Here is a 12338-nt window from a genome sequence, read left to right as displayed (position 1 = left end):
CCACCGGGCCCCCACCGTCCCCACCACACGGACGTCAGGCCCCACGCCAGCCGGCTCTACCGCAGGCGTGGGGCCCTGCTCGGCCGGGGCGAGCAGGCAGGGAACCGACCGCCGGGCCGGGCCGGGCGCCCCTGGGCCCGTGGGTGCAGCGTGCGCCCTGGGGTACGGGCCCGCCTCGTTCGTCCTCGTAGCGGGTGCGCAGCGGGCCCGCAGGCCCGCCACACCGCCGCTGACGACGAGGTGGGACCTGGTGGCCGAGCGGGCCGTCCGTGCGTTGCGCCATGGGCGGACGTCGCGACGGATCCGCTGGATCGTGATGAAGTGGTTCTCCACCGGCCAAAGGCAGCGCGATCATGTTTTTCGCGCTGCCGGCGGCCGGAGCCTGCGGGTGGGCCCATGGCGGGCCGGGCTCGCGACCACCACGTCGGCGTGGTGAGGTCGATGGCGGGCGGCGAGGAACGCCTCAGGATGTCCGGGCCCGGAGATAGTGTCGCTCCAGACGATCGAAGGAGGGTCTCATGGCCACGAAGGACACCGGCGGCGGTCAGCAGCGCGCGGGCCGACGGACGGACCAGAGTGACGACGTCGAGGTCGAGGAGTCCAGCGCCAGCGACGTCAAGGAGAGGCACGAGAAGCTGTCCGAGGACGTCGACTCCCTGCTCGACGAAATCGACGACGTGCTCGAGGAGAACGCGGAGGAGTTCGTCAAGGGCTACGTCCAGAAGGGGGGCGAATAGGCAGCCCCCGCCGACCGGCCGCAACGGCCGAGCGGGAACACCGGGACCGGGGCCGGGAGACCGGCCGGGACGCCGGCCATCGGGTTGGGCACGGCACAGCCCGCCTGACGGACAGGGCGGGACGGGTGCGTGCTCGACCGCGGCCCGCCGGCTGCCGGGCCGCGTAGGGCCCATCCCGGTCGCGGCGGTGCGCGGCCCCGGCAACGTCGCCGGTGGGCCGCCCCGGCATCAGCGGCGCGGGACGACAGTGACATCGTGTGCGGCATCGCACTACGGGTTTTCGTGTGCGTCGTCACACCGTGGGTCATTGTGCACGTTGTCGCACCGCGGGTCATTGTGCGCCTCAGCGCACCGTGGGTCATGGCGTGCGTCATCCGCACCATGGGTCTCGGCGGCCTCACCGACGACCTGGTACCACTTATCCGACCCACCGACTACCTGAAGGGGGATGTGTGGCTGATCCAGCGGGAGTCACCGGGCGTCTACCGTCTGTGTTCATGACACCGGGAACGTCGTCGTTCACCGAGTTCCTGGCCATGGCCGCGCCCGAGCTGCTGCCAGGCGCACGCGGCAGTCTGCCGGCCGCCGTCACCGAGGTGGCCCATGGCACGACGATCGTGGCGGTGACGTACCCCGGCGGCGTGATGATGGCCGGTGACCGCCGCGCGACCATGGGGAACGTAATCGCACAGCGGGACGTCGAGAAGGTCTTCCACGCCGACGAGTACTCCTGTGTCGGCTATGCCGGCACAGCCGGGATCGGCGCGGACCTCGTCCGCCTGTTCCAGGTCGAGCTCGAGCACTACGAGAAGATCGAGGGTTCCACTCTCAGCCTGCACGCGAAGGCCAACCGACTGTCCTTCATGATCAAAAATAACCTCGGCCTGGCGCTGCAGGGGCTCGCGGTCATTCCGCTGTACGCGGGCTACGACCTCGACGCCGGCAAGGGGCGGATCTTCTCCTATGACATCACCGGTTCCCGGGCCGAGGAACACGGCTTCCAGGCCATCGGCTCCGGCTCCGTCTTCGCCCGTGGCGCGTTGAAGAAGAAGGTCCGGGACGACCTCACCCAGGACGAGACCGTCCGGGTCGCCGTGGAGGCGCTCTACGACGCCGCCGACGACGACTCCGCCACCGGCGGCCCGGACCTGACTCGCCGCATCTACCCGGTGGTCGCCTCGGTGACCGAGGACGGTTTCCGCCGCTTCACCGACGACGAGGTGGGCGCCGTGGTCGAGGCCGTCGTCGCCGGCCGTCTGACGAATCCGGGAGGCTGACATGACCATGCCCTTCGGCTATGCCAGTCCGGAGCAGCAGGTCCGAGACAGGTCCGAGTACGCCCGCAAGGGGATCGCGCGCGGCCGCAGCGTGGTCGTGCGCAGCTACGCCGACGGCATCCTGTTCGTCGCGGAGAACCCCTCGTCCACCCTGCACAAGATCAGCGAGATCTATGACCGGGTGGCCTTCGCCGCGGTCGGCAAGTACAACGAGTTCGAGAACCTGCGGACGGCGGGCGTACGCATGATGGACGTCCGCGGGTACATGTACGACCGCCGGGACGTCACCGGGCGGGCGCTGGCCAACTTCTACGCCCAGACCCTCGGCACGATCTTCACCGACAGCATCAAGCCGTACGAGGTGGAGATCGTCGTCGCGGAGGTCGGCGAGGATGCCGTCTCCGACCAGATCTACCGGCTGACCTACGACGGGTCGATCGCGGACGAACGCGGGTTCGTGGCCATCGGTGGGCAGTCCGAGCAGGTCAACACGTCCCTGAAGGAGCATCACGCGGACGCGCAGCCGCTGGCCACGGCGCTGCGGGTCGCCGCGAACGCGCTGCGGGCCGGCACGCCCCCGGGCGCCAACGGCGACCGCGTCCTGTCCTCGGCCAACCTCGAGGTCGCGATGCTCGACCGCACCCGCAGCCGTCGGCTGTTCAAGCGCATCTCCGGCCCGCAGCTGGACGCGCTGCTGGACGAAGGCGCCGACACCCCGACCTGACCCTGCAGGCTGGTCGTTCCTCCGCCGGAGGGCCGGTGGCGGCGGCGATGTGTGACTCGTCTCACGTCGTCGCCGGCCTGGGAGAACTGGTTCAGGCTGCGGTCGCGTGGGCGCGCAGCCAGGCCAGCGTTCGGTTCCAGGCGTCCTCGGCCGCCGCCGGCCGGTGAACCTCGGCGCGGTCGTCGCTGTGGAAGGCATGGCCGGCGCCGGGGTAGCTGATCAGCTCGGTGGGCACCGTCGCCGTGCCCGCGGCCGTCCGCAGCGCGTCGATCTCGTCGACGCTGATCAGCGTGTCCTGCTCGCCGTACAGACCGAGCCATGGCGCGCGCAGTGCCGGAGCGAGGCGCACCAGCGGCGGTATGCCGTCCCAGTACGGTGTGCGCACCCCACCGCCGTAGAACGACACGGCCGCGCCCACGGCATGGCGGGTGGCGGTGGCCAGCGCCACGGTCCCGCCCATGCAGAAGCCGAGCACCGCGGTCCGCCCGGGAGCGAAGCCTGCGCCGGCGAGGTGGGTGAGGCTGGCGTCGACGTCCGTGGTGATGCCGGCGGCGGTCAGGGTGCCCATCTGCCGCGGCGCGGACGGCCAGCTGCCGGCCGGGTCGACCTCGGCGATCCCGTTCCGGTGGTAGAGGTGCGGGGCGACCGCGAGCCAGCCGGCACCGGCCAGCCGTACGCACACCGACACCAGGTACGGCGTGATCCCCGCGCGTCCTGGACCACGATCACCCCGCCGTGGGTCGGACTGCCCGGGCGCGGCGTGACCACTGTGGCAGGGGTGGTGCCACCCACGGTCGTGACGACCGCGGAGGGTTCGGGCGTCACCGTCATGCTGGTCGTCCTCTCTCCCGTCTCCGGCGGAGACGGCCCTCGGAGTTCTCGGATCGCGCCCCGGATCATCTCCGGGTTGTCTCTGGATCGTCTCTGGATCGCAGCCTGCGGCTCCGGCGTGGACGCTACCGGACGCGAGCGGGCATCCGACCCGCTCCACCACCCTGTGCGTCATGATTGATACCCTCTGTGCCATGACGGGCGCTGAGGAGGTCACGGGCGGCCACGGACGAGGGCGGCTGGAGCGTCCGCTCACACCAGGGTGGGCGGACGGCATAGGGTCGTCGGTGTGGATCGCCGCATCTTCGGCCTGGAGAACGAGTACGGGGTCACCTGTGTCTTCCGCGGCCAGCGCAGGCTGTCCCCGGACGAGGTGGCCCGCTATCTCTTCCGTCGGGTCGTCTCCTGGGGTCGTAGCAGCAACGTCTTCCTGAAGAACGGTGCCCGGCTCTATCTCGACGTGGGCAGCCATCCGGAGTACGCCACCCCCGAGTGCGACTCCGTGCCCGACCTCGTCACCCACGACAAGGCCGGCGAACGCATCCTGGAGGGGCTGCTGGTCGAGGCGGAACGGCGGCTGCGCGAGGAGGGTATCGCCGGCGACATCCACCTGTTCAAGAACAACACGGACTCGGCCGGCAACAGCTATGGCTGCCACGAGAACTACCTGGTGGGGCGGCACGGCGAGTTCAGCCGGCTCGCCGACGTCCTGGTGCCGTTCCTGGTCAGCAGGCAGATCCTGTGCGGGGCGGGCAAGGTCCTGCAGACCCCGCGGGGGGCGGTGTACTGCATCTCGCAGCGTGCCGAGCACATCTGGGAGTCGGTGTCGTCGGCGACCACCCGGTCCCGTCCGATCATCAACACCCGGGACGAGCCGCACGCCGACGCCGAGCGGTTCCGGCGCCTGCACGTGATCGTCGGCGACTCGAACATGAGCGAGACCACGATGCTGCTCAAGATCGGCTCGACCGATCTGGTCCTGCGCATGATCGAGGCCGGGGTGGTGCTGCGGGACATGTCGCTGGAGAACCCCATCCGGGCGATCCGCGAGGTCAGCCACGACATGACCTGCCAGCGCAGGATCAAGCTGGCGAACGGGCGGGAGGCGAGCGCGCTGGAGATCCAGCGCGAGTACTTCACCAAGGCGCAGGAGTTCGTCGAACGCCGCGGCGGGGACGCGGTCGCCAAACGCGTCCTGGACCTGTGGGGCCGCACCCTGCTCGCGATCGAGACCGAAGACCTGGAACTGGTCGCCCGCGAGATCGACTGGGTGACCAAGTACGTGCTCATCGACCGGTTCCGGCACCGGCACGGCCTGTCGCTGGCCTCACCCCGGGTGGCCGAGATCGACCTGAAGTACCACGACATCCATCGTGACCGAGGCCTGTACTACCGGATGGAACGTAGTGGGTTGGTGGAACGGGTCAGCCGCGACCTCGACATCTTCGAGGCGAAGTCCGTCCCGCCGCAGACCACCCGGGCCCGGTTGCGTGGTGAGTTCATCAAGCGGGCCCAGGAGAAGCGGCGCGACTTCACCGTCGACTGGGTACACCTGAAACTGAACGATCAGGCACAGCGTACGGTGCTCTGCAAGGATCCGTTCCGGTCCGTCGACGACCGGGTCGACAAACTCATCGCCAGCATGTGAGGACCACCTACCTGTGACCGTCGTTCCACGCCTTGGCCGAGGTGTCCGTTTTGTTATACTCTCCGCCGTTCTGCTCGCCGCGCTGCCCGTCACACTTGCCGCCTGCGGCAGCTCCACCGCACCCGACGGGACGGGCGACTCGCAGCTACCGACAGTGACAGGCGCGGGCGACCTGTCGGCCAAGCCGACGATCGCGGCCGGTGCCGGCACGCCGCCTGCGACGCTGGTGACCCGCGACCTCGTGGTCGGCACCGGCGCGGTGGCGTCGCCGACCAGCACCGTGTCGGTGCAGTACGTCGGCACCCTGTGGGCCAACGGCAAGGAGTTCGACGCGAGCTGGGACCGCGGGCAGCCGTCGATCTTCCCGCTGGACGGCGTCATCCCCGGCTTCCAGCAGGGCATCGCCGGGATGAAGACCGGCGGCCGGCGCACGCTCGTGATCCCGCCCGAGCTCGGCTACGGCGCGGCGGACCAGGGGCCGATCCCGGGCGGATCCACCCTGGTCTTCGTCGTCGATCTCGTCGGCGTCCAGGCCAGCGACCACTGACCGGCGTCCCGCCTGACCGGTCCGTCCGCGTCCGCGCGGACCGGTCAGGCGGGGCGAGGCCGGGTCGGGCCGGGTCGCCGGCCAGTCCGGGCGACAAGCGTCGATCGTGTGTTCGATCTCCTCGAACGTGCGGTCGACGCTTTACGGGTCGGGTTGTCGCATGGGCGACGCTGAAGATCCAACAGAGGTGTTCTAGCCTCGTACGGTGTCCCGTCGTCGGCTGGAACGGCTGCTGAACCTGACGATGTGCCTGATGGCCACATCGCGGTTCCTCACCGTCTCCGAAATCGGCGAGCTCGTGGAGGGTTACACCCCCGGCGACACCGCTGACGAGCAGGAGGCGTTCCGCCGCATGTTCGAGCGGGACAAGCAGTACCTGCGCGACATCGGCATCCCGCTGGAGACCGGGTCGGACTCGTACTGGAGCGACGAGGTCGGCTACCGCATCCGCCGCGGCGACTACGCGCTGCCGGAGATCTCCCTCGACCCGGACGAGGCCGCCGCTCTCGGGCTCGCCGCCCAGCTGTGGTCCAGCAGGGCGCTGGCGGACGCGTCCGCCAGCGCCCTGCGCAAGCTCGCGGCCGGCGGTATCCGCACCCTGCCCGGCCCGGACGGCCTGGAGCCGCGGGTCGCCACCACGGAGCCCGCGTTCGCGCCCTGCCTGGCCGCCGTGCAGGCTGGACGGGCCGTCCGCTTCCCCTACCGCAAGGTGGAACAGACCGAGGCGCGCGAACGCCACGTCGAGCCGTGGGGGGTGGTCTCCTGGCGGGGACGCTGGTACCTCGTCGGCCACGACCGTGACCGGCGGGCCCCCCGGGTCTTCCGGCTGTCGCGGGTGACCGGCGCCGTGCGCGCGGTCGGGCCGGCAGGCGCGGTCCGCGTCCCCGACGGGGTCGACCTGCGGGCGCTGGTGTCCGCGTCGGCGCCGTCGCCCGAGCCCACCCGCACCGCCATCCTGTGCGTCCGCCCGGGGGCCGGTCACGCGCTGCGCCGGTACGCCCGGGCGCTCCCCGGCGACGGCCCGCGGCATCTCGCGCCGGGGAGCGACGAGGGCAGCCTGGCCGCCGCGGCGGCCGGGATGGACTGGGTGGAGCTCGACTACTCCGACACCGAGCAGCTGGCCAGGTGGATCGCCGGCTACGGCGCGGACGTGCTGGTGGAGCAGCCGGCACAGCTGCGCGCCGAGGTGGTACGCCGCCTCACCGACGCCGCTCGGGCCCACGACGGCATCGATCGGCCGCGCCCGGTGGCGAAACCGGCGGACCCGGCCGGTTCCCGGGCGTTCTCCTGCTCCGCGGCCCCGGCCTCCTCACCGGCCACCTCTGTGAAAAAGCCGACCGGGGGACGGAAGAGGCAGTCGACGGCTGTGTCCCCGGGGGAGCCAACCGGGGACACGGTGGTTCCGCCGGTCGCTGACACGGTGGCCAGGGATCCGGCGGTTCCGCCGATGCCCCCGTCGGCCGGGGCGTCCGACGGGGAAGCGGGCAGGGCGTCCAGCGGGGCGGCGACGCTGCCGGAGAACGTGCCGTGAGCTCACCGGCGTCCTCCTCCGCGGCCACCGACCGTCTCAGCCGGCTGCTGGCCCTGGTGCCGTGGCTGCGCGCCCATCCCGGGGTGTGCCTCGACGAGGCCGCCGCCACCTTCGGGATCACCGTCCGCCAGCTGCGGGACGACCTGGACCTGCTGTTCGTCTGCGGCCTGCCCGGCGGCGCCCCCGGTGACCTGATCGATCTGAGCTACTCCGCCGACCAGATCTCCGTCCTCGACCCGCAGACCCTCGACCGTCCGTTGCGGCTGTCCGCGGACGAGGCGATGGCGCTGGTCGTCGCGGCCCGCACGCTCGCCGACGTGCCCGGCCTGTCCGCCCGCGACGCGCTCGACCGGGCCCTGGGCAAGCTGGCGGACGCCGTCGGTACCCTGCCCGCCGACCGGGTCCGTGTCGAGCTCGACGCCCAGGACGGTGTCCTGCGGGCCGTCCAGGACGCGGTGGCCCGCGGCCGGCGGCTGCGCCTGCGCTACCTGGTCTGGTCCCGCGATGAGCTGACCGAACGTGACGTCGACCCGATGCGGGTGCTCACCCGGGACGGCCACTGGTACCTGGAGGGCTGGTGCCACCGGTCACAGGTGGTCCGGCTGTTCCGCCTCGACCGGATCGACGGCCCGGACGGCGTCACCGTGCTCGACACACCCGCCGACCCGCCGCCGGAGGCTCGCCCACGGGACACCGACGGCCTGTTCGAGCCCGGCCCGGCGGAGACGCTCGTCGTGCTCGAGCTGTATCCGCCCGCGCGCTGGGTCGCCGACCACTACCCGGTCGTCTCCCGTCGCGAGCTCGGTGACGGACGCCTGCTGGTGGAGTTGCGGGTATGGGAGACAGGCTGGCTGTGCCGGCTGATGCTCGGCCTCGGCGACCAGGCCAGGGTGGTGGAGCCCGCGGACGTCGTCGCGAGCATGCACGCCACCGCCGCGCGGGCGTTGGCGGCCTACGGCCGCGACGGGTACGCCACCACGGGTGGGCCCTTGGGCCTATAGGTTGATCTCATGCGCTGGCTGCTCATCGATCTCGGTCTCGTCCTGTTGACGTTCGTCCTGCTCGTTGCGTTGGCGTTGCGGGTATGGGGGAAGGTGCGGCAGGTCAATCATGAGGCCGCCGAGCTGCGCGGCCGGCTGTCCACGCTCACCGAGGAAACCGCGACGCTCGCCGCGCGGCTGGACGCCGCCGAGGTGGCCGAGCGGCTGAACGGACGGATCCCGGCCTGACATGCCCCGTGGGGTCCCCCAGGGCCCCGGTGTGTTCCCGAGGCCCGCGGCCCCTGCGGACCTCCCGGATCGGCTTCCGGGCCTTCCCGGAGATCTGGCAGGAACCACGGGTGTGTAAAGAACATGATCGCGCCGCCTTTGGCTCTCGGCGCCCCGCGGGAATCAGCGTTTCGTACTCTCCCTTCCCGGCCCGAGCGGCGCGTCCGGTGGACGGCCCGCCTCTTGGAGATCTTGTTCCGATGGCACAAAGTAGTCGACAGTTTCTGCCGCAAGTACATTGACCGCGTTGCGGATCTTCTTCTATTGTTGCTCACGTGAAGCGGGGCGAGATTCTCATAGCCTGCCTACATGTCGACTATGGACGGAAGGCGAGCGCGCTGTGTTCGCCCGCCCTCTCCTGACAGTCGAAGCCGCGCCCGCCGTCGCGCGCTGATTTTTCGGCGGTCCATCTTCTCCGCCGGATGTCCCCGGTGTTCCCACCGTGCCGGTACGTCGTCATCCGGATTTTCTTTCTTCGTCCGTAACCGTGCGATGCCGCCTGCCGGTGCCTTTCCGCGCGGTCCGGAGTATTCGCATGTCCGGTCGGGTGCGCATCTGACCGGATGGTGAAACAGGTTCATCGGCCATGTCGGGACCGCGCTTGCGCGCGACTGCCGCATGGCGGAGTCCTCGACCGCAGGGGCGAGGAGCAGCCGGCAACCGAAGGTGGCGCGAGCTTGCATTCACAGCCGCGTCGCCGACGGCCCAGAAAATAAAGGAGGGCACTGGAGTGAGCAAGGAAAACCAGGAGGACGAGGAACAGGGACAGGCCAGTCGCCGTGGTTTCCTCGCGGGTTCGTTGGCGGCCGCCACGGCGGTCGCGACGACCGGCTTGTCGGCGCTGCCGGGCCTCGTCCAGCCTGCGTCCGCGGCCACTCGCCCGAATATCCTGGTCATCGTCACCGACGACCAGCCCAAGCAGACCAACTGGGCAACCCAGAAGATCCGCAACTGGCTTGTGACCCAGGGCGTGGAGTTCAACAACGGCCATGTCACCACGCCGTTGTGCGCACCCTCAAGGTCGTCGATCTTCTCGGGTCGCTACGCGCACAACCACGGCGTCCTGGACAACGGGCATCCGTACAACCTGGCCCAGAACACCACCGTGCAGCGTTACCTGAAGCAGGCGGGCTACCGCAACGGGTTCTTCGGCAAGTACCTCAACGCCTGGAACGTCGCCGATGCCCCGCCGCACTTCGAGGACTTCGCCCTGCTGGACCCGGTTGTCTACAACGACGGCCAGTACAACGTCAACGGCACGATCCAGACGATCTCGGGCTACAGCACCCACGTCATCAGGGACTTCGCCAAGGGCTTCATCCAGAAGGGCACGACCGACACCCGGCCGTGGTTTCTCTACATCGCTCCCAAGGCCCCGCACGGACCCAACACACCAGAGCCCCAGTACGCCAACACGGTCGTACCGACCTGGGACGGCCGTCCGTCGGTCTTCGAGACCGACAAGAGCGACAAACCGGACTACATCCAGAGCGCGAACGCGACGCTGGCAGACGGCCGGGCGATACGTGAGGCACAGTTGCGTACCCTGCTGTCGGTAGATGACGCGGTGCAGGCGGTCCACGACAAGCTGGTGGCCACCGGACAGCTCGACAACACGCTCGTCATCTACATCGGCGACAATGGATTCACCTGGGCCGACCACGGCTGGACCAAGAAGTCGGTGCCTTACCTGCCGTCCGTCGAGGTGCCGTTCTACCTGTCCTGGCCCGCGGGCGGGCTGGGCGCCGGAACGGCCGACAACCGTATCGTCGCCAACATCGACATCGCGCCGACCATTCTCGACGCCGCCGGGATCACCCCCGACACGCCGCAGAACGGCCATTCGTTGTTGTCCACCTACAACCGCGACCATCTGCTGGTCGAATGGTGGGAGCAGGGCAGCCACACTGCGGGAAGCCCGCACACCTGGTCGTCCTATGTCAGCACGGCCAAGCAGTACACCGAATATTATCATCTCCACACCGATTCCAACGGTCAGCAGGTCGGCACCGGAACGGTGGCATTCCGGGAGTACTACGACCTGGCCAACGACCCGTACCAGCTGGTGAACAAGCTCTACAACGCCACCCCGGCACAGGAGCAGGCACTGGGCATCCCGGCCCTGGCCGCCCAGCTCGCCGCCGACCGCACGAGCTGACCCCGAACACAATACGAGCGACTGTCGAACGTCGGCGTCCGCGGTCGTGCCGGAACCCGGTCCGGCGTCGGGCTGGTTCCGTACGGCCACTCGTCGTTCTCTTTCCTTTTCTCGTTCGCCGCCCGTGCGATGGACGCCGCACGGGCGGCGAACACCGGGCCGAGGGCGGCGCGACCGCATCTGCGTTCCCGCGCCGCCGGAGCCCGGAAAAACCACCGAGCCGGCAGCCACAAAAAATCGGCCACAAAAATCGAAGGAGGACGCTGGAGTGAGTGAGGAGAACCAGGTGAACGAGGAACAGGGGCAGGAACAGGGACGGGCCAGCCGCCGGGGCTTCCTCGCGGGCTCGTTGGCGGCGACCGCCACGGCGGCCGCGGCGACCGGCCTGTCGGTGCTCCCGGCTTTCGCCCAGCCCGCGTCCGCGGCTACCCGGCCGAACATCCTGGTCATCGTCAGTGACGACCAGCCCAAGGAAACCCAGTGGGCGACACAGAAGATCCTGAACTGGGTCACCGGGCAGGGCGTGCGGTTCACCAACGCCCACTCCACCACGCCGCTGTGCGCGCCCTCACGGTCGTCGATCTTCTCAGGTCGCTACGCGCACAACCACGGCGTGCGGGACAACGGGCACCCCTACAACCTGAACCAGAACACCACCGTCCAGCGCTATCTCAAGCAGGCGGGCTACCGCACCGGGCTGTTCGGCAAGTACCTCAACGCCTGGAACATCAATGACAACCCGCCGCACTTCGAAGAGTGGGCACTGCTGCAGCCGAGCTACACCGACGGAACCTTCAACGTCAACGGCACCGTTCAGACGATCAATGGGTACACCACCAACGTCATCAGGAACAGGACGCTGAGCTTCCTGGACAAGGCCGCCACCGACACGCGGCCGTGGTTCGCCTACGTAGCTCCGTACGCCCCGCACGAGCCGAACACCCCCGCCGCCCAGTACGCCGACACGGTTGTGCCGACCTGGAACGGGCGTCCGTCGGTCTTCGAGACCGACAGGAGCGACAAACCGGGCTACATCCAGAACGCGACCAACACCCTCGCCGACGGCCAGGCACTGCGTCAGCGGCAGTTGCGGACCCTGCTGTCCGTCGACGACGCGGTGCAGGCGTTCCGGGACAAGCTGGTCGCCCTCGGCCAGTTGAACAACACCCTGGTCATCTACATCCCGGACAACGGCTACCTCTGGGCCGACCACGGCCGCCTCGGCAAGTCGACGCCTTACACGCCCGCCCACGAGGTGCCGTTCTACCTGTCCTGGCCGGGCGGAGGACTGGGCGCCGGAACGGTCGACAACCGTATCGTCGGCAACATCGACCTTGCGCCGACCATCCTCGACGCCGCCGGGATCACCCCGACCACGCCTCAGAACGGCCACTCCCTGCTCTCCACGTACAGCCGCGACCACATACTGACCGAATGGTGGAAGCAGGGCACCGGCACCGGCGGTGTGCCCACCTGGGCCTCCTACGTCAGCACCACCCGGCAGTACGTCGAGTACTACGACCTGCACACCGACGCGAATGGCCAGCAGGTCGGCACCGGGCAGGTGCTGTTCCGGGAGTACTACGACCTGGTCAACGACCCATACCAGCTGGTGAA

At 69.6% G+C, this 12338-nt stretch carries 11 protein-coding genes and 1 pseudogene; 10 read left to right on the top strand and 2 right to left on the bottom strand.

Annotated features, from left to right (window positions below):
• Window positions 1–333 (bottom strand): annotated as a pseudogene (locus CM1CMNOD_RS22400) (hypothetical protein); the annotation flags it as partial.
• A gap of 185 nt (window positions 334–518) precedes the next feature.
• Here CM1CMNOD_RS22400 and CM1CMNOD_RS10135 point away from each other — a divergent pair.
• From CM1CMNOD_RS10135 to prcA, 3 genes are all read left to right on the top strand, one after another.
• Complete coding sequence (locus CM1CMNOD_RS10135) at window positions 519–737, top strand: ubiquitin-like protein Pup (protein ID WP_013873560.1); 219 nt, start codon at window positions 519–521, stop codon at window positions 735–737.
• A gap of 497 nt (window positions 738–1234) precedes the next feature.
• A complete protein-coding gene (gene prcB / locus CM1CMNOD_RS10130; protein ID WP_193353099.1) occupies window positions 1235–2014 on the top strand; it encodes a proteasome subunit beta in 780 nt (259 codons plus the stop codon).
• Window position 2015: 1 nt separating this feature from the next.
• Window positions 2016–2738 carry a proteasome subunit alpha gene (gene prcA, locus CM1CMNOD_RS10125; RefSeq protein ID WP_013873557.1) on the top strand — a complete coding sequence of 241 codons (723 nt, stop codon included), beginning with the start codon at window positions 2016–2018 and terminating at the stop codon, window positions 2736–2738.
• A 91-nt stretch (window positions 2739–2829) separates the two neighbouring features.
• On the opposite strand, the gene CM1CMNOD_RS10120 is transcribed toward prcA, so the two are convergent.
• The gene (locus tag CM1CMNOD_RS10120) at window positions 2830–3420 is read right to left on the bottom strand and encodes a dienelactone hydrolase family protein (protein ID WP_431307082.1); all 591 of its coding nucleotides are present in this window, start codon (window positions 3418–3420) and stop codon (window positions 2830–2832) included.
• A gap of 438 nt (window positions 3421–3858) precedes the next feature.
• Between CM1CMNOD_RS10120 and pafA the strand changes: the two genes are divergently transcribed.
• From pafA to CM1CMNOD_RS10085, 7 genes are all read left to right on the top strand, one after another.
• Window positions 3859–5217 (top strand): Pup--protein ligase, encoded by a 1359-nt coding sequence (gene pafA / locus CM1CMNOD_RS10115; protein WP_013873556.1) that lies wholly within the window; start codon window positions 3859–3861, stop codon window positions 5215–5217.
• A gap of 13 nt (window positions 5218–5230) precedes the next feature.
• Complete coding sequence (locus CM1CMNOD_RS10110; RefSeq protein ID WP_013873555.1) at window positions 5231–5764, top strand: FKBP-type peptidyl-prolyl cis-trans isomerase; 534 nt, start codon at window positions 5231–5233, stop codon at window positions 5762–5764.
• A 253-nt stretch (window positions 5765–6017) separates the two neighbouring features.
• A complete protein-coding gene (locus CM1CMNOD_RS10105) occupies window positions 6018–7295 on the top strand; it encodes a helix-turn-helix transcriptional regulator (protein ID WP_237703068.1) in 1278 nt (425 codons plus the stop codon).
• On the top strand, window positions 7292–8296 hold the full coding sequence (locus CM1CMNOD_RS10100; protein ID WP_013873553.1) for a helix-turn-helix transcriptional regulator: 1005 nt from the start codon (window positions 7292–7294) through the stop codon (window positions 8294–8296). The genes CM1CMNOD_RS10105 and CM1CMNOD_RS10100 overlap by 4 nt, the downstream gene beginning before the upstream one ends.
• A gap of 9 nt (window positions 8297–8305) precedes the next feature.
• On the top strand, window positions 8306–8524 hold the full coding sequence (locus CM1CMNOD_RS10095) for a hypothetical protein (protein WP_013873552.1): 219 nt from the start codon (window positions 8306–8308) through the stop codon (window positions 8522–8524).
• 769 nt (window positions 8525–9293) lie between these two features.
• A complete protein-coding gene (locus tag CM1CMNOD_RS10090) occupies window positions 9294–10721 on the top strand; it encodes a sulfatase family protein (protein WP_013873551.1) in 1428 nt (475 codons plus the stop codon).
• Between the two features lie 268 nt (window positions 10722–10989).
• The coding region (locus tag CM1CMNOD_RS10085) for a sulfatase family protein (protein WP_131773964.1) at window positions 10990–12338 on the top strand (1349 nt) is incomplete at its 3' end.

Origin of the sequence: Protofrankia symbiont of Coriaria myrtifolia, assembly GCF_900634755.1 — a bacterium.
Classification (GTDB): Bacteria; Actinomycetota; Actinomycetes; order Frankiales; family Frankiaceae; genus Protofrankia; species Protofrankia coriariae.
This window is presented reverse-complemented; position numbering and strand designations above follow the sequence as displayed.

Bases quoted from the DNA above. Each gene is read 5' to 3' on its own strand.
- CM1CMNOD_RS10105 (WP_237703068.1), top strand. From the start codon at position 6,018: ATGGCCACATCGCGGTTCCTCACCGTCTCCGAAATCGGCGAGCTCGTG.
- prcA (WP_013873557.1), top strand. From the start codon at position 2,016: ATGACCATGCCCTTCGGCTATGCCAGTCCGGAGCAGCAGGTCCGAGAC.
- CM1CMNOD_RS10095 (WP_013873552.1), top strand. From the start codon at position 8,306: ATGCGCTGGCTGCTCATCGATCTCGGTCTCGTCCTGTTGACGTTCGTC.
- prcB (WP_193353099.1), top strand. From the start codon at position 1,235: ATGACACCGGGAACGTCGTCGTTCACCGAGTTCCTGGCCATGGCCGCG.
- CM1CMNOD_RS10135 (WP_013873560.1), top strand. From the start codon at position 519: ATGGCCACGAAGGACACCGGCGGCGGTCAGCAGCGCGCGGGCCGACGG.